Source organism: Amycolatopsis sp. NBC_00348 (genome assembly GCF_036114655.1).
GTDB lineage: Bacteria > Actinomycetota > Actinomycetes > Mycobacteriales > Pseudonocardiaceae > Amycolatopsis.
Window position 1 is genome coordinate 1,030,668 of the sequence record NZ_CP107994.1, and the last position, 23,156, is coordinate 1,053,823.

The window sequence follows — 23,156 nt, forward strand, 5'->3', positions numbered from 1 at the left end:
TGAATGCCTGTCCGGCGTCAACCTCCTTTGGTAGTGCGGATCAGGGAGTAGGGATCTGACAGGTTGTACCCAGGAGGCTCACAGGAGCGGCGCCGAAACTCGTTCCCATGGACCCCGAAACGTCAGCCAGGACCGCCCGCCGCGGGCACGGCCGCCGCAAGGTCGCGCTGGCCACCGCGGCCGCCGCCGTGCTCGGCGCGGCCGCCGTCGGCGCGATCGGCTTCGGCCTGTCGTCGGCGAACGCCGCCGACGACGCCACCACGCAGACCACGACCAGCACCGACAACACGACCTCGCAGGACCAGCTGCAGTCCTCCGACAGCGGCGTCGGCTCCGGTTCGGGCAGCAGCGCGCACACCGGATCGGGTGCGTCGTGACCCCGGCCGCCACGGCGTTCCGCGCGCTCGGCACCACCGCGGAGGTGCTCGTCACCGACCCGGCGCAGCTCGAAACGGCCGTCGAACTCCTGCGTGACGAACTCGACGCGGTCGACGAGGCCTGCAGCCGGTTCCGTGCCGACTCCGAGATCTCCCGGCTGCACGACGTCGCCGGCCGGCAGGTCCGGGTCGGCCCGCTGCTCACCGAGGCCCTCGCCGCCGCCCTGCGCGCGGCCCGGCTCACCGGCGGGCTGGTCGACCCGACCGTCGGCACGGCCGTGCGGGCGCTGGGCTACGACCGCGACTTCGCCGCCGTCACCGACGGGCCGCTCGGTGCGGCGGTGCCCGCGCCCGGCTGGCACCGGGTGCTGTTCGACCCGGTGTGCGCGCTGGTCGTGCTGCCCCGGGGCGTCCGCCTCGACCTCGGCGCGACGGCGAAGGCCCTGGCCGCCGACCGCGCGGCCCGCCGGATCCACACCGCGACCGGCTGCGGGACGCTGGTGAACCTCGGCGGCGACCTCCGCGTCGCGGGCCCGGCGCCCGCGGGCGGCTGGCAGGTCGCGATCGGCGACGACCACGCCGGCGCCGTCACCCGGCCCGAAACGACCGTCGCGCTGTCCGACGGCGGGCTCGCGACGTCCGGGACCACCCGGCGGCGCTGGCGGCGTGGCGGCCGCACGGTCCACCACATCGTCGACCCGCGCACCGGCGACGTGCCGAAACCGCGCTGGCGCACGGTTTCCGTCGTGGCGAAGTCCACTGTGGACGCCAACACCGCGAGCACCGCGGCGGTCGTCCTCGGCGACGCGGCCCCGTCGTGGCTCGCCGAACGCGGCCTGCCCGCGCGGCTCGTCGGCGTCGGCGGCGACGTCGTCACGACCCCGGGCTGGCCCCGCGAGACCGAGCTGCGGGAGGCGTCGTGAGCTCCGCCGTCTGGTACTTCAGCCGCGCGACCGGGCTCGTGTCGCTGGTGCTCTTCACCGCTGTCGTCGTCCTCGGCGCGCTCGGCGCCGGCCGGTTCGCGACGCGGGAGTGGCCGCGGTTCACCGTCGCCGCAGTCCACCGGAACCTTGCCTTGACCAGCCTCGTGTTCCTCGTCGCGCACATCGCGTCGGCCATTCTCGACGGTTACGTCTCGCTGAGCTGGCTCGACGTCGTGCTCCCGTTCGGCTCGGCCTACCAGCCGTTCTGGGTCGGCCTCGGCGCCGTCGCGATCGACCTGCTGCTCGCGATCGTCGTCACCAGCCTGGTGCGCACCCGCATCCCGGCGAAGGCGTGGAAGGCCGTGCACTGGCTGGCCTACCTGTGCTGGCCGGTCGCGCTGACGCACGGCATCGGCATGGCCGAGAGCGACGCCGCGCACGGCTGGCTGATCGCGCTCGACGTCCTGTGCGTGCTCGCCGTGCTCGGCGGGATCGCCTTCCGCGCCGGCACCCGGCACGCCGATACCGAAACCCGCAGGCTCTCCCCGCTCGGAGGCACCCGATGACCACCCTCACTTCGCACCGGCTGGACCTGGCCGGCCACCGGCGTCACCACGGCGTCGTGCCGTGGGTCGCCTACCACGGCGACGACGGCCGCGACCGGCTGATCGACGCCGTCGCGGCGGCGGACCTGCGCGGCCGCGGTGGTGGCGGCTTCCCGACGGCGGTCAAGCTGCGCGCGGCCCGGGCCCGGCGCTCGATCGTCGTCGCGAACGGCTGCGAAGGCGACCCGTTGAGCCGGAAGGACGCCGCGCTGCTCGCGCTGTCCCCGCACCTCGTGCTGGACGGCCTGCAGCTCGCCGCGCACGCGATCGGCGCGACCGAAGCCGTCTTGTGCGTGCACGCCGGCAGCCCGGTGCTCGGGAGCATCGCCACGGCGCTGGCCGAGCGCGACGACCGCGTGCCGGTGCGCGTCGCGGAGATCCCGCGCCGGTACGTCGCCAGCGAGGAGTCGGCGCTGGTCCACTACCTGACCTCCGGCGACGCGCGGCCGCTCGGCAAACACCCGCGGCCCGCCGAGCGCGGGGTGCGCGGCCGGCCGACGCTGGTGGACAACGTCGACACCCTGGCGCAGCTCGCGCTCGTCGTCCTGCTCGGCCCGCACCACTACCGCGCGGCGCGGACGGACCTGGTCACGGTGACCGGCGCGGTCCGCGGCCCCGGTGTCATCCCGGTCCGGGCGGGTGCTGCCTTGTCGGAGGTGCTCGCGGCGGCCGGCGGCGAGACCGAGCCGGTCCAGGCGGTGCTCGTCGGCGGGTACGGCGGGACCTGGACGGCCGATCTGCGCGGCGCCTTGTCCGGGATCGCGGCGGTGCACGTCCTGCCGGCGTCGGCCTGCGGTCTCGGCTACACGGCGAAGGTCCTGGCGTTCCTCGCGGCGGAGTCGGCGCGGCAGTGCGGGCCGTGCATGTTCGGCCTCCCGGCGATCGCGGCGGACTTCGCCGAGCTGGTCCGCGGCGGCGACGCGACCGGACGCCTGGCGCGGCGCATCCCGTTGCTGACCGGCCGCGGCGCGTGCGCCCACCCGGACGGCGCGGCCCGCCTCGCCGCATCGGCGTTGCGGACGTTCGAGGCCGACGTCACGGCGCACCTGGCCGGCGGCCGCTGCCGGGTCCCGGCGGGTGTGGCGTGAAGCTCTCGGTGGATCCGATCGGCTGCCGCGCCCACGGGCTGTGCGCGGACCTGCTCCCGGAACGGATCCGGCTCGACGAATGGGGTTACCCGGTGCTGGCCGCGGGCCCGGTCCCGCCGGCGCTGGTGGCGGACGCCCGCCGCGCCGCCGCGGCGTGTCCGGTGCTGGCCATGCGGCTGCGGAAGTGACGCGGTAAATCGCTCGTGAGGCGGCCTGCCGCTCGTTAACCTCGGGAACCATGAACGAGGAACTCGTCGATCGCGGCCTGGACGGCGTGTGGGCCCCGCCCGACACCGCGCTGTGCCGGGCGTCCTGGCGTGCCTCGCGGGCACCGGCGCCCCGGCGGTTCCGCAGCACGGCGCGGTGTTCGTCCTTTTCGGACAGACACGCGACGCGCGGGACGTCGTCGCGGCGCGGGGGTTCCTCCTGGCCACCGGCGGTGCGCCACCGGTGGGGCAGTCCCCGTGCGCGGTGGTGCTACGGCCCGGGGCGGCGCGGGTGATCCGCGAGGCCCGCGCGCAAGACTGGCCGGCGATCTGGCCGATCGTCCACGACATCTGCACCGAGCAGGAGACGTTCCCCTACGACCCGGCCATGAGCGAGGCCGACGCGCAGCGGATGTGGCTGGTGGCCGTGCCCGGCCGGGTGGTCGTCGCGACCGCGGGGGACCGGGTGACCGGGACCGCGAACATGTACGCCAACCGGCCCGGGCCCGGCAGCCACATCGCGTCCGGCAGCCTGATGGTCGCCGCGGGGGCGCGGGGCACCGGGGTGGGCCGGGCCCTCGCCACGGACCTGATCGGCTGGGCCCGGCGCACCGGGTTCGCGGCGATCCAGTTCAACGCCGTCGTCGACGTGAACACCGCCGCGGTCCGGCTCTACGAGAGTCTCGGGTTCGTCACCCTCGGCACAGCACCCGGCGCGTTCCGCCACCCGGAGCGGGGCGACGTCGGCCTGCGCGTCATGTGGCTGGATCTGCGCTGACCGGCTTGCCGAACATCGCGCAGGTCACGGCGTTCTGCAGCGCCCGCTGGGCTTCGGCCAGCTTCGGGTCGGCGTCGAACTCGTAGCGGAACTCCGTCGGGACGAGGATCGTCGCGGTGCGGCGGCCGGTGCTGTCGGTGATGGTGCTGCTGGAGTAGCCGGTGATCCCGCCGTCGTGACCCCAGAAGGTGCCGCACGGGGTGGTGGCGGTCAGGATCCCCAGCCCGTAGCCGGGGCCGGCGACCGTGCGCATTTCGGCCAATTGTGCCGCGGGCAGCAGCTTTCCGGACATCAACGCGGTGTAGAAGCGCGCCCAGTCCGGCGCGCTGCTCACGATCGCCCCGGCCGAGGCGCCCCAGCCCGGGTTGTTGCCGGAGACGTCCACGTGCCCGGCCCGGTGCGTCCCGGCGACGTCGGTGAACTCCGCGGGCACCGACGGCGGCATGTGGGCGGCGTCCGGTTCGTAGCCGTGCGCGTGCCGGCCGCGCCAGGAGCCGTCGGCGGGCAGGTAGGTGTGCGCCAGGTGCAACGGCCGGGCGATCCGGTCCCGCACGAGGTCGGCGAGGCTCGCGCCGGTGACGCGTTCCAGGATCACGCCGACGGCGGCGTAGTTCGTGTTGCTGTAGGACCAGTCCGTGCCCGGCGCGAACAGCGGCGGGTGCCCGGCCCCGACGGCGAACAGCTCGGCGGCGGTCCACCGATGGGGGTCCTTGCCGAGGATCGCGTTCCGCAGGGCGGGGTCTTCGGCGTAGTCGGACAGGCCGCTGGTGTGGTTCAGCAGCATGCGCAGCGTGACGCCGGATGCCGTGCCCGGCAACCACTTCCCGGCGGGATCACTCAGCGCGAGCCTATGTTCGGCCACGAGCTGCAGGGTGATGGTGGCCATGACGGTCTTGGTGTTCGACCCCATCCGGAACTCGTCCCCGGCCTCGAGCCGGTGCGCCCAGGGCGCGTGTTCGGCGATCTCGACGGGCCGCCCGCGCCCGTCGTCCACCCGCACGATCACCCCCGGCGCACCGGCGGCCACCAGGTTCCGGGCGAGCTGTTCGAGCGGAGTGCTCGCGGCGGCTTGGGTCGCGGTCGTCAGGCCGGCTGTCACGATCACGGCCGCGACCAGGACTGTTCGTCTCTTCCTCACGAAAGCGACGCTAACGAGGGCCGGAGCCGCGATCCATGAGGCCAGCAGGCGTCCGGACCCCCGGGTTTTCCGGAACCCGCTAGTCGAAAGCCGGGCCGGACCGGGTGACGACGTGCTTGCGCACCCGGTCCTCCTTGATCTCCGCCGGGAACGTCGGCGGCGGGGCGATCGCGCGCCAGGCGTCCAGGATCTCCGGCGTCTCCCAGTGCTCGAAGATGTTCACCCGGGCCGGGTCGAGCGGGTCGGGGGAGATCGAGACGTCGAGGCAGCCCGGGTACCGCCGCGCCGCCTCGACGACGACCCGGAGCCCGGCGACGACCCGGTCCCGGTCGGCGGGCTCGACGAACACCGGGCCGGCGACGATCACAGTCATGGTGAAGTCCTTTCCTGTGGTGGATACTGCCCCGACGAACGGCCGCCCGCAGGACAGACACCTCAGGCCGACGCGACGGGAGCCGTCGTCAGCAGGCGCTGGGCCGCGACGCTCGCGCCGTCCACCCGGACCCGGCCCGCGAACTCCCGCGCCCGGGCCGCCACCTCCGGTGCCAGCGCCGTGCCGAGGGCCGCGGCCAGCGATTCCGCCGTCAGCGCGCCCGGTGCGTGCGCCGCGCCGATACCCAGGTCGCGGACCCGGTCGGCGAAGGAGAACTGGTCGTACATCCGCGGCGCGACGACCTGCGCCGCCCCCGCGCGGGCCGCCGTCGTCGTGGTGCCCGCGCCGCCGTGGTGGACGGCGGCCGCGACGCGCGGGAACAACGCCTGCTGGTTGATCTCGCCGATGCCCAGGCAGTCCGGCGCCGCGTCCGCCACCGCCAGGTCGGCCCAGCCGCGGGCGATGATCGCCCGGCGGCCGTGCGCGCGGGCCGCGGCCAGCATCGCCTCCGCGAGGCCCGCTTCCGCGCTCATGCTGCCGAAGCCGAAGTACACCGGTGGCTCGCCCGCGTCCAGGAACTCCCGCACTTCCTCCGGCAACGGCCGCGAGTCGGGGTGGATCCAGGCACCCGTCTGGACGACGCCCGCCGGGCCGGGCCAGGGAGCCAGTGCGGCGTCGGCGGCGAGCCACGGCCGGTCGGTGAAGACGTGGCTCTGCAGCTCGTCGACCGGCTCGAGCCCGGACGCCACGCGGTGTGCGTTCAGCGTCGGCCCGAACGTCGCGTTCAGGTGCCGGGCGTCCTCGGCCCACTGGGCGCGCGGGGTGTCCGCCGACCGCCACGGCATCGGCGGCGGCGAATGCAACTCCGACGGCAGCGTGATGGGGCAGAAGCTCGCGTAGACGTACGCGAGACCCAGCCGCTCGGCGATCGAGCGGGCGGCGAGCTGCAGGGCGCCGGCGGCCACGATCACGTCGCAGCCCTCGGCCGCCTTCGCGACCGTGACGAACTGGGCGGCGACCGTCTCTTCGGCCAGTTTCCGCAGGTCACCGGCCGCGGGACGGCCCCTCCCGCGCAGCTCGGGCCCGATCGGGGTGACGGCGAACCCGAGCCCGGAAAGCCAGTCGCGGAAGTCGGGCGGCACGCACAGGCGGACGTCCTGGCCGAGCGCCCGCAGCTCCGACGCCAGCGCCAGGACCGGCTGTACCTCGCCCCGCGAACCGATCGTGGACAGCAAGACACGCATGTGGAAATCCCCTCGGGTGGAAGTGAGCCCGAAGTGTGGACCCGCACCGGGGCCTTGCCGCAAGTCCCCCTCTCGGCTATACCTTGGAAGGGGAAGCGGGGATCCCCGCCGCGCGCTCGTCCACAGTGGACAGAACGATCGTCACCCCAGCGTGAAGGGGTCGCGGGTGCCGCCGGACAGCTCGATCCACACCGCCTTGTCGGTCAGGTACTCGTCGATCGCGTGGACGCCGTTCTCCCGCCCCAGCCCCGAATCCTTGACCCCGCCGAACGGCACGGACGGCGCCACGACGCGGTAGGCGTTCACCCACACGGTGCCTGCCTTGAGCTTCGCGGCGACGCGGTGGGCGCGGTGCACGTCCTTCGTCCACACCGCGCCGGCGAGGCCGTAGGGCGTGTCGTTGGCCAGGCGGATCGCCTCGGCCTCGTCGGTGAACGCACACGCGGCCAGCACCGGCCCGAACACTTCCTCGCGGAAGATCGTCGACTCCGGCGTGACGCCGGTGAGCACGGTCGGCTGGACGAACAGCCCGCCCAGCCCGGGGTCGGGCACACCGCCGCAGGCGACGGTCGCGCCCTCGGCCTGCGCGGTTTCCAGGTAGTGCAGCACCTTCGCGTACTGCGGCGCGTTCGCGACCGGGCCCATCTCGGTGGCGGGCGCGGCCGGGTCGCCCAGCTTGATGGCCGACGCGCGCTCGGCGATCAGCCGGATCAGCTCGTCGTGGACGTCGGCGTGCACGATCAGCCGCGAGCCGGCCATGCACGTCTGGCCGGTGGCGGCGAACACGCCGGCGATGACGCCGTTCGCGGCCGCGGCCAGGTCGGCGTCGGGGAACACCACCTGCGGCGACTTGCCGCCCAGCTCCAGCGTCACCTGGTTCAGGTTCGCCGCGGCCGCCACCGCGACGGCCCGGCCGGTGGCGGTCGAGCCGGTGAACGCGACCTTGTCGACGCCCGGGTGCCCGGCGAGCGCCGCGCCCGTCTCGCGGGACAGGCCGGTGACGACGTTGACGACGCCGGGCGGGAACCCGGCCTCGGTGATCAGCTCGGCCAGCCCGAGCGTCGAGACGGGGGCGTGCTCGGACGGCTTCACGACCACCGTGCAGCCGGCGGCCAGCGCGGGCGCGAGCTTCCAGGTGAGCAGCAGCAACGGCGAGTTCCACGGCGTGATGGCCGCGACCACCCCGACCGGCTCGCGGCGGGTGTAGACGAGGTAGTCCGGGTTCGGCGCCGGGATCTGACGGCCTTCGATCTTGTCGGCCAGGCCCGCGTAGTAGTGGTACCAGCCGCCCAAGGCGGTCAGCTGGCCGAGCATCTCGCGGTGGAGCTTGCCGGAGTCGTTCACCTCGAGCCGGGCGAGCCGCTCGGCGTGCTCGCCGATGAGGTCGCCGAGCCGGTGCAGCAACGCGGCCCGCGCGAACCCCGTCATCGCGCCCCACTCGCCGTCGAGCGCCGCGCGGGCCGCGGCGACGGCGTCGTCGACGTCCTCGGGCCCGCCGTCCGGCACGACCGCCCACGGCCGCCCGGTGTAGGGGTTCTGCGACTCGAAGGTGCGCCCGGAGCGGGCGCCGACGGCCTTGCCGTCGATCACCAGGGAGAAGGTCGGTAACTGTGCGCTCATGGGCCCCGTCCTCGTCGACGTCGTGGCGTGCGCTTCCAGCCTGCACCCGGCGAGGTGCCTGACGTAACCTTGGGGGAGGAAACCCGTACCAGGTGGGCAGACCCGGTCGGCAGGAGGCCAAGATGGCACTTCACAGCGTGTTGCTGGACGACGAAGTCATCCTCTCGATCGACGGCGCGTTCGACGTCGTCCTCGCTCCCGGGTACCTCCGCGCGGTCGAAGCGGCCTTCGCCGCCGAAGCCCGCCGCATGGTCGTCGACCTCGCGCTGACGACGGCGGTCGACGCCGTCGCCGCGGCGGCCCTGACGGAGACGGTGGCCGCCTGCGCGTCCCGCGGCACCCACCTCGTGCTCGCGATGCCCGCCGGTGTCGAAGCCGAGGTCACCGACCCGGCGCAGATCAAACCGCTCCTGAACGGTTTCGAACCCTGGCAGGACGCGGGCTAGCGAATCCGAAGATCGTTTCCCGAAGCGCCGGGAAACGATCAAGCGGCCGCGGTTTCGACGTTTTCGATCCCGGTTTCAGGAGACGCCGGTGTGGTCAATTCCTCGGCGAAGATCGCATCGATCTTCCGGCTCGCGGTGCGCAGTTTCGTGACGCTCGCGACGAGCAGCAGCAGGACCGCGATCGGCACCACGAGCAGGACCGGCGGCCGGCCGGCGCCGACGACCACGCCGGCGGAGATCAAGGCCAGGGCCAGGAAAGCCGACCGGGCGACAACCCGCGGCCACGTGGCGCGGGGCTTGGCGTGCCGTCCGCGCGGTGCTCCGAGAACGGGGCGCGCAAGGGCAGCGTGGACACTCATCCGAACCTCCGGAAAGTCGTGAAACCGGCCGGGACGGGGAATTCCCGGTGGTCGTGCCGGCTCGAAACGCGGGGACCGGGTGCGGCCGGCACGCTCGATCAGTCGTGCCGCGGGGCGCCCGGGTTACCGGTCGTTATTGCTTCGAGTCCGAATTCGGAAAAGAGAATTCCGACGTTCTCCATGACTATTCCACGGCCATTCCCGGCGGTAGGGCCGTTGGGCCCTGCTTCACTCGCCGGAGGCCCCGGTTCACGAATCGGTGCCCGGACCCGGGCCCTTGCCCTTCCCCTTGTTGCCGCCGGGCGGCTTCGCGCTCTTCCCGGACTTGCCCTGCTGCTTCCCGGCCTTCTGCGGCTGGACCGGGCTCTGGTGCGTCACGGCGGCCGGCTCCAGGTCCGCCGACTCGGTCACGGCCGGCGCGGCCACCTGCTGCGGCGACGTCGACGGCGCGGCCGGCGGGTGCACCGCCTCGGTGACACCCGGCGCCGGTGACTGGGTGGACGAGCCGGCGCCTTCGGGCGCGGCCAGCAGCACCGCGGCGACCGTGGCGGCGGCCGCGGTGGTCAGGGCGGCGGCGAAGACGGCCCGGAAGTGCCGCGCCGGACGTCCGGCCGGCGCGGCGGTGGGCAGCGTCGCCGGCGGGGTGCTCAGCGATCCCAGCACCTCGGCGGCGGTGGGCCGGTCCGCGGGCTCGCGCTGGGTCATCCGCCGGAGGGTGTGCGCCAGCGACGGCGGCAGGTCCGCCGGGATCCGGGGCGCCCGCGTCAGCCGCGCCATCGCCGCTTCGACCATCGTGCCCTGGTACTCGCGTTCCCCGGTGACGCACTCGAGCAGGATCAGGCCGAGCGCGTAGACGTCGGCGGGCGGTCCGGCGGGCTGGCCGGCGACCTGCTCGGGCGCGAGGTAGGCGGCGGTCCCCGGGATGACACCGGTGCCGGTGATGTGGGTGGTGTCGAGCGCGTGCGCGATGCCGAAGTCGCCGATCAGCGGGCCGTCCGCGCTCAGGAACACGTTGGCCGGCTTGAGATCGCGGTGGACGACCCGCAGCCCGTGCACGTGGGCCAGGCCTTCGGCGAGCCCGGCGGCCAGCGCCGTCACCTCGGCCACGGTCATCGCGCCGCCGAGCAGCCGTTCGGCCAGGTTCTCGCCCTCGACGAGCTGCATCACCAGGAAGGTCCGGCCGTGCTCGGTGCCGCTGTCGTGCAGCGCCACCACGCCGGGGTGGGCGATGCTGCCCTGGATGCTCATCTCGCGCAGCCGGCGGCGCTGGTCCTGCGCCACCGCGCCGCGGTCGTAGATCTTGACGGCGACCGGGCGGTCGAGGTGCAGGTCGTAGCCGCGGTAGACGCGGGCCGTGCCGCCGCTGCCGATCAGCCGGCCGATCTCGTAGCGACCGCCGAGCGTGGTGGGCGGCGGTTCGTCCCCCAGTGCCGGTCGTGGCATGACGGAAAACTCACCGAGTGCGTAGTGCGCACACGTGGGTTCGTCCGCCTCGCTCATCGCCCGGGCACCCCGTCCTGCCGCTTGGTCGGCCACCCCCGCGATGTACCCCGATCCCGTGATCCGGAAACCTGCGAAGATCGCGGGCGGGGTACGCGCGCTCAGCGGCCGTCGAAGGCGTCCACGCCGGTGAGCTGCGCCGACAGCGTCCACAGCCGCTCGGCCTGCGCGGGGTCGACGGCGTAGCGGCGCACACCCGAGGCGGCGAGTCCTTCGGCGTCCTCTGGGGACAGTTCGGCGACGTCACAGTCCTCGAGGTACAGCCCGCCGAGCCCGGCCAGCTGCGGTGACGTCGCGGCCCAGACGGTCGTCGCCGCGCCCTGCTCCGGCGTCTTGAACTCGACGAGCATGGTGCCCGCCTCGTCCATCCAGCCGCGCTCGACCATCTCGGCGCGCGACAGGTGCCGCTGCAGCGGCGTCATGATGCCGCCCGGGTGCAGCGCGAAGGCGTGGACGTCCTTCGCCGCGGCGAGCTTGTCGAGCTGGACGGCGAAGAGCACGTTGGCCGTCTTCGCCTGGCCGTAGGCGGCCCACTTCTCGTAGCCCTCGGTGAACATGACGTCGTCCCAGCGCATCGGCGAGTTGTGGTGGCCGCGGGAGGACAGCGCGACCACGCGGGCGCCGTCGGCGACGGCCGGCCACAGCCGGTTGACCAGGGCGAAGTGGCCGAGGTGGTTGGTGGCGAACTGGGCCTCCCAGCCCGGCCCGACGCGGGTCTCGGGGCACGCCATGATGCCGGCGTTGGTGATGAGCAGGTCGATCCGGCGCCCGGAGGCGAGGAAGCGGTCGGCGAACGCGCGGACGCTGTCGAGGTCACCCAGGTCCAGCTCGTCGACCTCGACGCCGGTCAGTCCTTCGAGGGCCTGCTCGGCGGTCTCGCGGCGGCGGGCCGGGACGACGACGTGGGCGCCGGCGCCGGTGAGCGCGCGGGTCGCCTCCAGGCCGATGCCGGAGTAACCGCCGGTGACGACGGCGAGCTTCCCGGTGAGGTCGATGCCCGCGACGGCTTCCGCGGCGGTGGTGCCGGCGCCGAAGCCCGAGCCGAGCTTGTGCTGTGCGGTGGTCATGGCCTCGACGCTAAGACCTGGAGCGCACTCCAGCGCAAGTCGCGCGTCCCGGGCCGAAAGAGGGGACAATCGACCGCGAGAGGCCCAGCGACGCGAGGAAGGCCGTGATGTCCGACTACTACGGGAACACACCCCAGGACGTCCGCCCGGGGATCGACGCACGCCGGCTGTGGGCCGGTGGCGTGGCGACAGCGGTGGTCGCGGCCCTGGTCGCGGTGGTCGGGCTGCTGATCGCCCGCGGCATCTTCGAGGTCGAAGTGCTGGCCCCAAAAGGGGAAGGCGTCTGGGGCAACGCCAGCACCACGACGTACGCAGTGGTGGCCGCCGCGGTGGCGTTGCTGGCGACCGGGCTGATGCACCTGCTGAGCGTGGCGACGCCGGCGCCGTCCCAGTTCTTCGGCTGGATCATGGTGCTGGTCACGTTGATCGCGGTGGTGCTGCCGCTGACGCTGAGCGTCGCCCCGAGCGCGAAGATCGCGACGGCGGCGATCAACCTGGTGATCGGCCTGGTGATCGCGGCGATCGTGAGCAGCATGGCAGCGAGCGCGCGCACCCTGCACCGGCGCCGCTCGACGGCCCCGCCGGCCCAGGCCGCGCCGCCGGCGGCGCAGCAGCCGCCGCCGACCCGGCAGTGGAACCAGCAGCAGCAGGAGCCGCCGACGACCCGCTACTACGACCGCTGAGCATGGGGCAGCGCAAGACGAACCGCCGCGTGATCGAGCAGTTCCGCGCGGGCGAGGAGGTGGACGGCATGCACCGCGAACGACTCGTGCTCCTGACGACGACGGGCCGCAACTCGGGCAAGCCGCGCACCGTCCCGATGATGTTCCACCGGGACGGTGACCGGCTGCTCGTGGTGGCGTCGAACGTGGGCGCCGCGAAGGACCCCGACTGGTACCAGAACCTGACGGCCGACTCCCGGGTGAAGGTGGAGGTCGACGGCCGCGCGTTCGAGGCCGAAGCCCTGCCGTTGCTGGGCGCGGACTACGTGCGCACGTGGACGGAACTGGAGAAGCACTACCCTTTCCTGGCCGACCACCGGGAGAAGGCGAAGCGGTCGATCCCGATCGTGGAACTGTCCGAAGAGGACTGACGCGCTAGGCCGTCCGGTAGCGCAGCAGCGCGGCGGCCCCGTTCTGCTCGGCCGAGGCCAGCCGGAGGTCACCCGGTGCGGTGAACCACGTGCGGCCGGAGCCGAGCACGAGCGGGAACACGAGCAGGCGGTACTCGTCGACGAGCCCGTGCCCGGCCAGGGTGTGCACGACACTCGTGCTGCCGATGACGATGACGTCGCGCTCTTCGCGCAGCCGCCGGACCTCGTCGAGGAGGTCCCCGGTGAGCAACGCGGAGTTGGCCCAGGCGCCGACGTCGGTGAGCGTGCGCGAGACGACCCGCTTGGGGATCTCGTTCATCCGCGTCGAGAAGTCGTCGGTCCGGGCGGGCCACAGCTTCGAGAACAGTTCCCACGTGCCGCGGCCCAGCAGCAGCGTGCCGGTGTCGAGCAGCGGGCCGAGCTTGAACTTGTCCCCGGCGACGGCTTCCGGGCCGTGCCGGAACGCCCAGCCGCCGCCGGCGGTGCCGCCGGAGCCGTCCGGGTCCTCGACGACCCCGTCGAGGGTGGTGAACTGGATGACGATGACGTCGTTCATGGTGGTCCCTTCGCGAGCGGTGCGGTCGTGGGTACATACCGGCGCCGGCGGCGGAACTCATCGCGATCGGGGGCACAATCTCCGGCGTGGACGCGAGCGAGGACTTCGAGCCGTTCCGGCGTGAGCTGGTGGTGCACTGCTACCGGCTGCTCGGCTCGCTGCACGACGCCGAGGACCTGGCCCAGGAGACGCTCCTGCGCGCGTGGAAGGCCCGGGAGCGCTACGACGAACGCCGCGCGTCCGTGCGCACCTGGCTCTACCGCATCGCGACGAACGTCTGCCTGACCGCGCTCGAGGGCCGGGCCCGCCGGCCGCTGCCGTCCGGGCTCGGCGCCGCGAGCACCGATCCGGGCGCCCCGCTGACGCCGGACTTCGAGGTGCCCTGGCTGCAGCCGCTACCGGGCCGCTACACGGAGGACCCGCAGGCCCGCGCCGGGGTGCGGCTCGCGTTCGTCGCCGCCACGCAGCTGCTCCCGCCCCGCCAGCGGGCGGTTCTCGTGCTGCGGGACGTCCTGCAGTTCAGCGCCGCCGAGGTGGCCACCCAGCTGGACACGTCGGCGGCCGCGGTCAACAGCTCGCTGCAGCGGGCGCGGGCCGCCCTCGCCGCGGCCACGCCCCGGGACCACGAGGTGCGCGAGCCCGGTGACCGGGAGGTCCGGGAGACGGTCGAGCGCTACGTCCGCGCGTTCGAGGCCGCCGACGTCCCGGCCCTGGTCACGCTGTTGGCCGAGGACGCCGTGCTCGAGATGCCGCCGGTCCCGCTCTGGTACGCCGGGCGCGCGGACTACGGCCGGTTCATGGCGCGCGTGTTCGCGATGCGCCCCGGCGGCTGGCGGGCGGTCCCGCTCACGGCGAACGGGCAGCCCGCGCTCGCCGCGTACTGCCCGGACGACGCCGGCGGCCACCGCCTGCACACCCTGCAGGTGCTGACGGTGACGCCGGCCGGGATCACGCACAACGTCGTGTTCCAGGACCCGCGGGCGTTCGCGGCCTTCGGCCTCGCCGCGTCCGTCCCTTGAGGACTACTTGCTCGCCACCTTGCGGTACCGCGCCGTCGCCAGGGGCGCGAACACCGCGATGATCGCCACGCAGCACAGGATCGAGTACAGCGCCGCGTGCTCCGCCGGCCAGCCCGTCGGCGGGACGCCGAAGCGGTTGCCGAACAGGGCGCGCGTCGCGTTGATCACCGCGGTGAACGGGTTCCAGTCGGCGATCGCCCGCAGGAACGGCGGCATCTTGTCCGTCGGCACGAACGCCGACGACACGAAGCTCAGCGGGAACATCCAGATCAGCCCCGCGCTCTGCGCCACCTCGACGCTGCGCGCGGTGAGGCCGATCAGCGCGCCGACCCACGACAGCGCCCACGCGAACATCAGCATCACCAGGTAGCCGAGCACGGCGTCGAGGAAGCTGCCGCGGATCCGCCAGCCGACGATCAGCCCGCACAACGACATCACGACCAGCGCCACCACGCTGACGACGAGGTCCGACGTCGTGCGGCCGAGGACCACCGCGATCCGGGACATCGGCAGCGAGCGGAACCGGTCGATGATGCCCTTCTGCAGGTCGTTGGCGAAGCCGATGACCGTGAACGCCGAGTTGAACGCCACCGTCTGGGCGAAGATCCCGGCGATGAGGAACTCGCGGTAGGCCCCGCCGCCCGCGTCGCCGCCGATCGCGTTGCCGAAGACGTAGGCGAACAGCAGCACGAACATGATCGGCTGCAGCGTCGCGGCCATCAGCCAGTCCGGGTTGCGCCGGACGTTCATCAGGTTGCGCCAGGTGATGACGCCGCCGTCGGAGATGCCTTTCGTGAACGCGTTCACTTCGCGGCCTCCTCTTCGGCGCCGTGCCCGGTCAGGGACAGGAAGACGTCGTCAAGCGTCGGCCGGTGCAGGCCGACGTCCTGGACCGTGACGCCGAGGCCGTCGAGCTGCCGCAGCGCCTCGATGAGCGCCTTGGGCCCGGTGTCGACGAGGATCTCGGCGCGGCGCGTGTGCTCGTCCCCCGACGGCTCGCCGGTGCCGACCGCGCGCAGGACGTCGAGGGTGGCCGGCAGGTCCGCGGCCGCGGCGACGACCAGCTCCAGGCGTTCGCCGCCGATCTGCGCCTTGAGCTCGTCGGCGGTGCCGCGGGCGATCACCCTGCCGTGGTCGATGACGACGATCGAGTCGGCCAGCTGGTCGGCCTCTTCGAGGTACTGGGTGGTCAGCAGCACGGTCGTGCCGTCGGCGACGAGCTCCTTGATCACCGCCCAGGTGTCGAGGCGCCCGCCGGGGTCGAGGCCGGTGGTGGGCTCGTCGAGGACGACGACCGCCGGCTCGGCGACCAGCGCGCCGGCCAGGTCGAGCCGCCGGCGCATGCCGCCGGAGTACCCCTTCGCCGGCCGGTCGGCGGCCTCGGCGAGCTGGAACCGCGCCAGCAGCTCGCGAGCGCGGGCCCGGGCCGCGGGTTTGCGACGGCCGTAGAGCCGCCCGACCATGTAGAGGTTCTCGAAGCCGGTGAGGTTCTCGTCGACGGCCGCGTACTGCCCGGACAGCCCGATCCGCTGCCGCACGGCGTCCGGTTCGGCCAGGACGTCGTGCCCGGCCACCCACGCCTCGCCCGAGTCGGGCCGCAGCAGCGTGGTCAGGATCCGCACGGTGGTGGTCTTGCCGGCGCCGTTCGGCCCGAGCAGGCCGAGCACCCGCCCGGCCGGGATCTCGAGGTCGACGCCGTCGAGCGCGCGGGTCGAACCGTAGGTCTTCACGAGCCCGCGTACCCGGACGGCGATGTCCGGCTCCGGCGGTGACAGGGCCGGCATGGCGGCTCTCCTTCCGACGACACACCGCCAAGCTAGGGCACGTTGCCCCGGTTTTCCTCCGGGATTCTCCCGGAGACGCGTCAGTTCGCCGAGAGCGTCACGGCGAACTCCGGCGGCGTCCGCAGCGACTGGAACACCACGCAGTACCGCTCGGTGAGCTTCTTGAGCGTCGTGAGCTGGCCGGCGTCGGCGTCGGTGTCCAGGGCGAACGACAGCCGGATCGCGCGGAAGCCGACCGGCGCGTCCTTCGCGACGGCGAGGGTGCCGCGGAAGTCGAGGTCGCCTTCGGCGCGGACGCGCCCGCCCCGGACGTCGAGGCCCAGCGACGTCGCCACCGCCCGCAGCGTCACCCCGGCGCACGCGACGAGCGCTTCGAGGAGCATGTCGCCGGAGCAGGCGAGGGTGCCGTCGCCGCCGGTCGCCGGGTGCAGGCCGGCTTCCACGACCGCGCGGCCGGTTTCGACCTTGCAGGAGATGCCGAGGCCGTCGAGTTCGGCGTCGGCGTGCAGGGTGACGAGCGCGCTTTCCGGCGCGTCGCGGTACTTGTCCTTCAGCGGGGCCTGGGTAGCGCGCAGCTCTTCGGTGTCCATGGGCCCGATTGTGCCCGCTCGCCAAGGAAAAGCGAAAAGGCGGGGAGCCCGGATTTCCCGGTCTCCCCGCCTTTTCAGTGCGGATTCAGCTGGTTCAGCTCAGCGTCACCGCGGCGTCGTCGATCACGAACGACGTCTGCAGCGAGCTGTCCTCGGTACCCGTGAACTTCAGCGCGAGGGTCCCGCCGGCGGCCGACGAGACGTCGACCGTCTTGAGAACGTACCCGGAGGCCTTGTTCAGGTTGGAGTAGCTGCCCAGGGTGGTGCTGCCGTTGGTGACGGTCAGCTTGTCGTAGGCGGTGGTGGTGGTCGTTTCCGCCGAGTCGATGTGCAGGTAGAACGTCAGGCTGGCGTGGCACCCGGCCGGGATGCTCACCGACTGCGCGAGCGTGTCGGTGTGCGTGGTGCCGTACCCGTTCAGCCAGGCGTTGTACGTGCCACCGTGGGTGGGCTGCTGCGAGCCGTTCTGCCCGATGACACCGCTGGTCTGCGTCCAGCTGGTGGCGCCGGACTCGAAGCCGCCGTTGGCCAGCTTCTGGCCGGAGCAGCCCGTCGTGGTGCCGACGGTCCAGGAGAACGACGCCGTGCCGGTCTTGTTGGCCGCGTCCTTCGCCGTCACCGTGACGTTCGAGGTGCCCGCGGTGGTCGCGGTGCCCGAGATCGTGCCGGTGGAGGCGTTGATCGACAGGCCGGCCGGGAGGCCGGTGGCGGTCCAGGTGTACGGCGAGGTGCCGCCGCTGGCGGACAGCGGCAGGTTGACCGAACCACCGGTCGTGGTGGACTGGTTGCCCGGGTTCGAGACGGTCACGGTGCCGGTCGCGGAGCACGTCGGGTCACCCGACTGCGCCGGCACGGAGATCGCGTCCCACGCCGCCTTGACGGTGTTGAACTCGGTGCAGCTGCCCGGGAAGAGGTTCTTCGCCGCGGTCAGCGTCCAGGTGCGGTACTTCAGGTACGAGCTGCCCGTGGTCTTCAGCAGCATCGCGTTGTAGAAGATCTTCACCGCGTTCTGCACACCGATGCCGGTGATGCTGGTGCTGTTGCACGTGGTGCTGGTCGGCTGCCCGTTGGTCGGGTTGGTGCCTTCGGCCAGCAGGTAGAACCAGTGGTTGCCGGGGCCGGCGGACGCGTGGACCTCACCGTTGGGGACGGAGCTGTCGTAGCAGTTCTTGTCGCCCAGCGCCGACGGGTTGTACATGTTGCGGATCGGGCCGGAGCCGACCAGGTTGACCGACTCGCCGACGAGGAAGTCCGGCACGTCGCCACCCGCGGGCTCGTTGGCGAACCACTCGGTCGAAGCGCCGAAGACGTCCGCGACGAACTCCTGGGTGCCCGAACCGGAAATGCCGCCCGGGGTGTGGTCGTCGACGCCGTGGCCGTGCTCGTGCGCGACGACGTCGATCGAACCGATCCACTGGTTGTTCGTGTTGTGGCCGATCTGGACCTGGGTGCCGTCGTAGTAGGCGTTCTCGTCGTTCAGGCCGACGCGGATCGGCCAGCCGCCGCCGCTGCCGTCGAAGCCGTTGCGGCCCAGCCACTGCGAGAGCATCTTGTTCTCGGTCTGGGCGGCGAAGAGCGCGTCGACGCAGCCGGTCTCGCGGCTGGTGGCGTTGCCGTTGCCCCAGGCGTCGTCCGGACCGCTGAAGGTGGTGTTGTTGGCCGCGTCCTGGCAGGACGTGTTGGTGATGGCCGGGTCCTTCAGGGAGTACGTGCTGCCCGAGTGCGTGGTGTCGAGGTGCACCGGGTTCGGCTTGTTGTACGCGCTGGTGCCGTCACCGTTCATGACGTGTTCCTGCGTGTGCAGCACCTTGCCGGTGGCGGCGTCGACGACGACGTCGAGCCGGCTCGGCCCTTCGGCGTTGCGGCCGACGACCGTGCTCTGCCACGCCAGCGCCGGCGAACCGAGCGCGAAGACGACCTGCTGCGCGGGGCTCACGCTGTCCACGGAGGCCAGCTGCTGCCGGGCAGTGGCCTCGGCCGCGGCCTTGGTCACCTTGCCCGAGGTCGTGGCGAGGTTGATGGTCTGGTCCTGCGCGACGGAGGTGCCGAGCACCTGGCCCGTCGAGTTGGTCGTGACGACGAAGTCGCCGCCGACGACCGGCAGACCCTTGTAGCTGCGCTCGTAGGGGATGTACTGCAGCCCGTTGGTGGAGGAGATCGCTTTCTGGGCCAGGAAAACGTCGTCCGAGCTGGCGTGCAGCGCGGTGGGCCTGCTCGCCACGAGGCCGGCGGCCGCGGTGGCGGCTTGGGCCTGGGCGCTCGGGGCGGCGTTCGGGGTCGCGTTCGGGGCGGGTTGCGCCTGTGCGGTACCGGTGATGCAGAGGGCGCCGATGAGCACGCCGGTTGCTGCCAAGACGACAGGACGTCTCAGTTCCATCGAGGAATCTCCTCCGGGCAGGGTGAACCAGGCCCGGGTTCGAGGCGGGCCCAGATCAGGGGAACGAGAGGTGGTGCTGTGGAACGGAAATCAGAATCCGGTGCTGAGGCCTCGTGAACAAGCGACTAACGTACGGTCTTATTGACATATGGCAATACTTCCCAAAACCGACATTCAACACCTTTGGGATTCTGTCGGGTGATCGTCCACTGAGGACTTCCGGTTGCTCACCGCCGTTCGGGTGATCTTTGCCGCGGCGGAAAATAGAAGGGCCCCCTCGCCGCGGACGGCGAAGGGGCCCTTCTTGGTACGAGTGTGTCAGGCGGTCGTCGCGCGCTTCGGGAGCTTCCAGCCCGGGCGCACGAAGTGGCACGTGTACCCGTTGGGGATGCGCTGGAGGTAGTCCTGGTGCTCCGGCTCGGCCTCCCAGAAATTGCCCACCGGGGCGAGTTCGGTGACGACCTTGCCGGGCCACAGCCCGGACGCGTCGACGTCGGCGATCGTGTCCTCGGCGACCCGCTTCTGCTCGTCGTTCTCGAAGTAGATCGCCGAGCGGTAGCTCACGCCGATGTCGTTGCCCTGGCGGTTCTTCGTGGTCGGGTCGTGCACCTGGAAGAAGAACTCGAGCAGGTCGCGGAACGTGGTCTGCGCGGGGTCGTAGACCACCTCGATGGCCTCGGCGTGCGTGCCGTGGTTGCGGTAGGTGGCGTGCTGGACCTCACCGCCGCTGTAGCCGACCCGGGTCGACAGCACCCCGGGCAGCCGGCGGAACAGCTCCTGCATTCCCCAGAAGCAGCCACCGGCCAGGATGGCCTTCTCGGTTGACGTGGTCACGGCGTCACTCCTTCTCCTCGTGCGGTGCTACCACCGGTACAACTTCTGTGGTCAGCCGATGATTCCACGCGGGGATTACGGAAGCCTGACGTCACCCGGCCTGGAGCTTCGCGAGGGTGAGCACGTCGCCGCCGATGCCCCAGCCGCCGTCGGCGACCTCCTCGACCAGCACCATCGTGGTCGCCCGGGCGCGGTCGCCGTAGATCTCGGCGTAGAGCTCGGTGGTGCGGGTGACGATCTGCTCCTTTTGTGCGGGGGTGAGTGTGCCGGCGGGGACCTTGAAGTTGGCGAACGGCATGTCGGTGTCCTTCGTTATCGTCGCTTACGTGATGACGTAACCGACGTTAACACCTCGGCTGGATCGGCGCTACCATCTGCTTGATAACGACGATACTAGCTGGTAGCGTCGCTGCTGTGGACTTGCGAACGCGGATTCTGGAGGCGGCCGCCGACCTGCTGTCGCGGTCGGCCGAGGCCGACTTCTCGACGCGCGCGGTCTGCGAGGCCGCCGGGGTCGGCGCGCCGGCGCTGTACCGGCAGTTCGGCGACAAAGAGGGCCTGATGGCCGCCGTCGTCGACCACGGGTTCGAGAAGTACCTCGCCGGCAAGCGGGCCGCGCGGCCGTCCGACGACCCGGTGCGCGACCTGCGCGACGGCTGGGAGAACCACGTCGCGTTCGCCGTCGGTAACCCGAACTACTACCGGCTGATGTACTCCGGCCTCTCGACGCCGCCCAACGCCGCGGCCGAGGCGCACGGCCTCCTGCTCGAGGTGCTCGAACGCTGCGCGGCCGCCGGGCGGCTCGCGGTGGCGCCGGCGGTCGCCGCGCAGATGGTGATGGCGGCCAACGCCGGCGTCGCGCTCTCGATGATCACCCGGCCGGCCCTGTACCCGGACACCGGGTTTTCGGTGCGGGTCCGGGAGAGCGTGCTCGCGGGCATCCTGGCCGGCGAACCGGCGGAACCGGCCGGGGGAGTGGCCGCCACGGCGACCACGCTCGGCGCCCAGCTGCGCAAGGACGCCCCGGCGGCCCTGTCCGCGGCCGAGGTGACGCTGCTGCAGGAGTGGCTGGACCGCCTGGCCGAGTGATCCACAATGGACACTCGGCTGGACATTCGAGCGGACACCCGGCCGCCTGGCGGCAGGTGATGCGCCATCCGGGTTGTCTTCGCCGCGTTCCGGGTTTGACGCGGCGACGCCGCGCACGGCGATGCGACCATGGCCCCGGGGCCGGTCTCCGGACCTGCCTGGGGAGGAGGCGCGATGCCGGACATCGCCCCGGAACGCACCAGCGGCGTCCTGGTCGTCGAAGTGCGCGGGGAGCTCGACATCGCGACGGTCGTCCGCTGGACGACGGTGATCGAGGCCGCGATCTGCGAGCTGCCGGGCCCCCACCTGCTGGTCGTCGACCTCGCCGAGCTGGGCTTCCTGTCCGCCCGCGGCGCGGCCGGCCTGCTGGAGGCGTTCGACCTCTGCCGCGACCGGGGCATCGACGGCTGCCTGATCGTCCCCCCGGGCACGGCGGTCAGCCGGGTGGTGCGGTTGTCCGGGCTCGACCGCCGGGTCCCGGTGTACCCGGACCGCCTGGCCGCGATCGCGGCGTCCCAGCCGGTGGAGATGCGCTGGCTGCACGCCCACGCACGCTGACCACCGTCCGTGCCCCGCGCTGTCGCTCGGCCGCCGCTCGCGCTGTCGCGAAGTCCGTGAATGTCGCATCGAGGGACATCACGTCCGTGAATGTGGCATTCACGGACCTGGGCCCGCGCGACGTCAGGCCGGCTCGCGCACCAGCTCGGCCGCCGCCTCGGTGAACGCCCGCACCCGGGCCGTCGTCGCGTCGGCTCGCCAGACCAGGCCCCACTCCAGCCGCGGCGCGTCGCCGAACGGGACGTACGCGAGGTCGGGCCGCGGGTAGTACCGCCGGATGTGGGCGCCCACCGGCAGGACGCCCTCGCCCGCGCCCGCCGACGTCAGCAGCTCCTGCAGGCCCGCGGCCGGCCGGGTCACGGCGGCCGGCGCGTGCTCGTCGAGCCACGGGTCCGGCAGCGCGCAGCGCAGCACCGTCACCCGCGCCAGGTCCGCGGCCGGCACCGACTCCCGCCGGGCGAACGGGTGGCCCGCGGCCACCGCGAGGAAGCGCAGCTCCCGCACCAGCACCGGGCCGGTGACCAGGCCCGGGCCGTCGAGCGGGAGGCCGGCCAGCACGACGTCGACTTCGCCGTCCCGCAGCCACGGCAGCACCTCGGCGGGCCGGACCTCCCGGAACTCGACCCGGCAGCCCGGCTGCCGCCGCCGGAACAGCTCGGCCACCCCGGCCAGCAGCTGCCCGCCCGCCGCGTCGCCGAACGCGACGCGCAGCGTGCCCGTCACCCCGCGCCCGGCCTCGATCGCCTTCCCGAACGCCGCCTCGACCGCCGACCACGCGGGCCCGAGGTCGGCCAGCAGCCGTCGCCCGGCGGGCGTCAGCTCGACCCGGCGGCTGGTCCGCGCGAACAACGGCACGCCGACGTGCCGTTCGAGCTTCCGGATCGTCTGGCTGACCTGCGCGGTCGACACGTGCAGCCGCTCGGCCGTGCGACCGAAGTGCAGCTCCTCGGCGAGCGTCAGGAACGACTCCACCTCACGCCGCTCCGGCGCACCGTTAACCACCACTTCACGATCGTGGCACAAAAGCGCGTTGATCACCCTCGCGAGCAGGACGAGCCTGGAGCGCGTGACCACTTCGTTCCAGGAACTCCACGACAGCGTCGAGATCATCGACGCGCTGTACCGCTTCGGCCTCGGCCAGGACCTCAAGGACCGGGCGCTGTTCGCGTCGTCGTTCGCCGCCGACGCCGAGCTCGACTTCCGGCCGGCGGCCGCGCGGTGGGGTGCGGCGCCGCCGGTGATGACCGGCCGGGACGCCATCGTCGACACGATCCTCGCGCTGTTCGCCGGCCGCGTCGACACGACCCACCAGGTCACCAACCCGCGCGTCACGATCGACGGCGGCACCGCGCACCTGACCGCGCTCGTCGAGGCGCAGCACCTGCTGAGCCCCGACCACGACGTCCACGCGCTGCTGAAGAACCGCTACGACGCCGACCTCGTCCGGGACGGCGACCGCTGGGTGCTGCGCCGCGTCGTCATCGAAAACGCTTGGTACACCGGCGATCCCGCCGCGATCTTCGGCTGAGCCG

28 protein-coding genes are annotated in these 23,156 nt (G+C 72.7%); 13 read left to right on the forward strand and 15 right to left on the reverse strand.

Translation table 11 applies throughout. The annotated features are described in order from the left end of the window. Positions 1-107 precede the first annotated feature (107 nt). The 6 genes from OHS58_RS04955 (at position 108) to OHS58_RS04980 (ending at position 3,977) form a co-directional block, all read left to right on the forward strand. On the forward strand, positions 108-377 hold the full coding sequence (locus OHS58_RS04955; protein ID WP_328647286.1) for a hypothetical protein: 270 nt from the start codon (positions 108-110) through the stop codon (positions 375-377). Then, positions 374-1,300, forward strand: a complete 927-nt coding sequence (locus OHS58_RS04960) for an FAD:protein FMN transferase (RefSeq protein ID WP_328647287.1) — start codon at positions 374-376, stop codon at positions 1,298-1,300. Before OHS58_RS04955 ends, OHS58_RS04960 begins: the two co-directional genes overlap by 4 nt. After that, the gene (locus tag OHS58_RS04965) at positions 1,297-1,866 is read left to right on the forward strand and encodes a ferric reductase-like transmembrane domain-containing protein (RefSeq protein ID WP_328647288.1); all 570 of its coding nucleotides are present in this window, start codon (positions 1,297-1,299) and stop codon (positions 1,864-1,866) included. The genes OHS58_RS04960 and OHS58_RS04965 overlap by 4 nt, the downstream gene beginning before the upstream one ends. After that, complete coding sequence (locus OHS58_RS04970) at positions 1,863-2,993, forward strand: NADH-ubiquinone oxidoreductase-F iron-sulfur binding region domain-containing protein (protein WP_328647289.1); 1,131 nt, start codon at positions 1,863-1,865, stop codon at positions 2,991-2,993. Before OHS58_RS04965 ends, OHS58_RS04970 begins: the two co-directional genes overlap by 4 nt. Continuing rightward, positions 2,990-3,181 (forward strand): ferredoxin, encoded by a 192-nt coding sequence (locus OHS58_RS04975; protein ID WP_247053821.1) that lies wholly within the window; start codon positions 2,990-2,992, stop codon positions 3,179-3,181. The genes OHS58_RS04970 and OHS58_RS04975 overlap by 4 nt, the downstream gene beginning before the upstream one ends. 112 nt (positions 3,182-3,293) lie before the next feature. Next, positions 3,294-3,977, forward strand: coding sequence for a GNAT family N-acetyltransferase (locus tag OHS58_RS04980; protein WP_328647290.1), 684 nt, complete (start codon positions 3,294-3,296; stop codon positions 3,975-3,977). Here OHS58_RS04980 and OHS58_RS04985 read toward each other — a convergent pair. The 4 genes from OHS58_RS04985 to OHS58_RS05000 all read right to left on the reverse strand — a co-directional run bounded on the left by OHS58_RS04985 (position 3,955) and on the right by OHS58_RS05000 (position 8,352). Further along, positions 3,955-5,115 (reverse strand): serine hydrolase domain-containing protein, encoded by a 1,161-nt coding sequence (locus OHS58_RS04985; RefSeq protein WP_328647291.1) that lies wholly within the window; start codon positions 5,113-5,115, stop codon positions 3,955-3,957. The genes OHS58_RS04980 and OHS58_RS04985 overlap by 23 nt on opposite strands. Positions 5,116-5,194: 79 nt before the next feature. Then, the gene (locus OHS58_RS04990; RefSeq protein ID WP_328647292.1) at positions 5,195-5,488 is read right to left on the reverse strand and encodes a putative quinol monooxygenase; all 294 of its coding nucleotides are present in this window, start codon (positions 5,486-5,488) and stop codon (positions 5,195-5,197) included. A gap of 62 nt (positions 5,489-5,550) precedes the next feature. Then, the gene (locus tag OHS58_RS04995) at positions 5,551-6,732 is read right to left on the reverse strand and encodes a nucleotide disphospho-sugar-binding domain-containing protein (RefSeq protein WP_328647293.1); all 1,182 of its coding nucleotides are present in this window, start codon (positions 6,730-6,732) and stop codon (positions 5,551-5,553) included. Between the two features lie 141 nt (positions 6,733-6,873). Further along, complete coding sequence (locus tag OHS58_RS05000; protein WP_328647294.1) at positions 6,874-8,352, reverse strand: aldehyde dehydrogenase; 1,479 nt, start codon at positions 8,350-8,352, stop codon at positions 6,874-6,876. Between the two features lie 122 nt (positions 8,353-8,474). Between OHS58_RS05000 and OHS58_RS05005 the strand changes: the two genes are divergently transcribed. Beyond that, entirely contained in the window at positions 8,475-8,798 is a 324-nt protein-coding gene (locus OHS58_RS05005) for an STAS domain-containing protein (protein WP_328647295.1), read from the forward strand. A gap of 38 nt (positions 8,799-8,836) precedes the next feature. On the opposite strand, the gene OHS58_RS05010 is transcribed toward OHS58_RS05005, so the two are convergent. The 3 genes from OHS58_RS05010 to OHS58_RS05020 form a co-directional block, all read right to left on the reverse strand. After that, positions 8,837-9,025: a hypothetical protein gene (locus tag OHS58_RS05010; RefSeq protein ID WP_328647296.1), complete on the reverse strand. Its 189-nt coding sequence runs from the start codon at positions 9,023-9,025 to the stop codon at positions 8,837-8,839. Positions 9,026-9,406: 381 nt separating this feature from the next. Continuing rightward, the gene (locus OHS58_RS05015; protein WP_328647297.1) at positions 9,407-10,600 is read right to left on the reverse strand and encodes a serine/threonine protein kinase; all 1,194 of its coding nucleotides are present in this window, start codon (positions 10,598-10,600) and stop codon (positions 9,407-9,409) included. A gap of 158 nt (positions 10,601-10,758) precedes the next feature. Further along, a complete protein-coding gene (locus OHS58_RS05020; protein WP_328647298.1) occupies positions 10,759-11,724 on the reverse strand; it encodes an SDR family NAD(P)-dependent oxidoreductase in 966 nt (321 codons plus the stop codon). 107 nt (positions 11,725-11,831) lie between these two features. Here OHS58_RS05020 and OHS58_RS05025 point away from each other — a divergent pair, with 107 nt between their 5' ends. Continuing rightward, positions 11,832-12,407: a DUF6069 family protein gene (locus OHS58_RS05025; protein WP_328647299.1), complete on the forward strand. Its 576-nt coding sequence runs from the start codon at positions 11,832-11,834 to the stop codon at positions 12,405-12,407. A 2-nt stretch (positions 12,408-12,409) separates the two neighbouring features. Further along, positions 12,410-12,817: a nitroreductase/quinone reductase family protein gene (locus OHS58_RS05030; RefSeq protein WP_326951080.1), complete on the forward strand. Its 408-nt coding sequence runs from the start codon at positions 12,410-12,412 to the stop codon at positions 12,815-12,817. A gap of 4 nt (positions 12,818-12,821) precedes the next feature. Here the strand turns inward: OHS58_RS05030 and OHS58_RS05035 are convergent, their stop codons facing one another. After that, positions 12,822-13,373 carry a dihydrofolate reductase family protein gene (locus tag OHS58_RS05035; protein WP_326951079.1) on the reverse strand — a complete coding sequence of 184 codons (552 nt, stop codon included), beginning with the start codon at positions 13,371-13,373 and terminating at the stop codon, positions 12,822-12,824. Between the two features lie 86 nt (positions 13,374-13,459). On the opposite strand from OHS58_RS05035, the gene OHS58_RS05040 reads away from it, so the two are divergent. Further along, a complete protein-coding gene (locus OHS58_RS05040) occupies positions 13,460-14,392 on the forward strand; it encodes a sigma-70 family RNA polymerase sigma factor (protein ID WP_328647300.1) in 933 nt (310 codons plus the stop codon). Between the two features lie 3 nt (positions 14,393-14,395). On the opposite strand, the gene OHS58_RS05045 is transcribed toward OHS58_RS05040, so the two are convergent. The 6 genes from OHS58_RS05045 to OHS58_RS05070 all read right to left on the reverse strand — a co-directional run bounded on the left by OHS58_RS05045 (position 14,396) and on the right by OHS58_RS05070 (position 20,275). Next, positions 14,396-15,199, reverse strand: coding sequence for an ABC transporter permease (locus tag OHS58_RS05045; protein ID WP_247053794.1), 804 nt, complete (start codon positions 15,197-15,199; stop codon positions 14,396-14,398). After that, positions 15,196-16,176, reverse strand: a complete 981-nt coding sequence (locus tag OHS58_RS05050; RefSeq protein ID WP_326952148.1) for an ATP-binding cassette domain-containing protein — start codon at positions 16,174-16,176, stop codon at positions 15,196-15,198. Before OHS58_RS05050 ends, OHS58_RS05045 begins: the two co-directional genes overlap by 4 nt. A gap of 80 nt (positions 16,177-16,256) precedes the next feature. Beyond that, the gene (locus tag OHS58_RS05055; protein ID WP_328647301.1) at positions 16,257-16,766 is read right to left on the reverse strand and encodes an OsmC family protein; all 510 of its coding nucleotides are present in this window, start codon (positions 16,764-16,766) and stop codon (positions 16,257-16,259) included. A 94-nt stretch (positions 16,767-16,860) separates the two neighbouring features. After that, on the reverse strand, positions 16,861-19,143 hold the full coding sequence (locus OHS58_RS05060; RefSeq protein WP_328647302.1) for a M4 family metallopeptidase: 2,283 nt from the start codon (positions 19,141-19,143) through the stop codon (positions 16,861-16,863). A 318-nt stretch (positions 19,144-19,461) separates the two neighbouring features. Beyond that, on the reverse strand, positions 19,462-19,977 hold the full coding sequence (msrA, locus tag OHS58_RS05065; RefSeq protein ID WP_328647303.1) for a peptide-methionine (S)-S-oxide reductase MsrA: 516 nt from the start codon (positions 19,975-19,977) through the stop codon (positions 19,462-19,464). A gap of 91 nt (positions 19,978-20,068) precedes the next feature. Further along, a complete protein-coding gene (locus tag OHS58_RS05070; protein ID WP_247053784.1) occupies positions 20,069-20,275 on the reverse strand; it encodes a tautomerase family protein in 207 nt (68 codons plus the stop codon). Between the two features lie 116 nt (positions 20,276-20,391). Between OHS58_RS05070 and OHS58_RS05075 the strand changes: the two genes are divergently transcribed. Together OHS58_RS05075 and OHS58_RS05080 are read left to right on the forward strand one after the other, a co-directional pair. Further along, the gene (locus OHS58_RS05075; RefSeq protein WP_326952151.1) at positions 20,392-21,066 is read left to right on the forward strand and encodes a TetR/AcrR family transcriptional regulator; all 675 of its coding nucleotides are present in this window, start codon (positions 20,392-20,394) and stop codon (positions 21,064-21,066) included. A 174-nt stretch (positions 21,067-21,240) separates the two neighbouring features. Next, positions 21,241-21,624, forward strand: coding sequence for an STAS domain-containing protein (locus OHS58_RS05080; protein ID WP_326951070.1), 384 nt, complete (start codon positions 21,241-21,243; stop codon positions 21,622-21,624). Between the two features lie 123 nt (positions 21,625-21,747). On the opposite strand, the gene OHS58_RS05085 is transcribed toward OHS58_RS05080, so the two are convergent. Then, positions 21,748-22,629 carry a LysR family transcriptional regulator gene (locus OHS58_RS05085; protein WP_328647304.1) on the reverse strand — a complete coding sequence of 294 codons (882 nt, stop codon included), beginning with the start codon at positions 22,627-22,629 and terminating at the stop codon, positions 21,748-21,750. A 61-nt stretch (positions 22,630-22,690) separates the two neighbouring features. On the opposite strand from OHS58_RS05085, the gene OHS58_RS05090 reads away from it, so the two are divergent. Then, entirely contained in the window at positions 22,691-23,152 is a 462-nt protein-coding gene (locus tag OHS58_RS05090; RefSeq protein WP_328647305.1) for a nuclear transport factor 2 family protein, read from the forward strand. Positions 23,153-23,156: the final 4 nt, after the last annotated feature.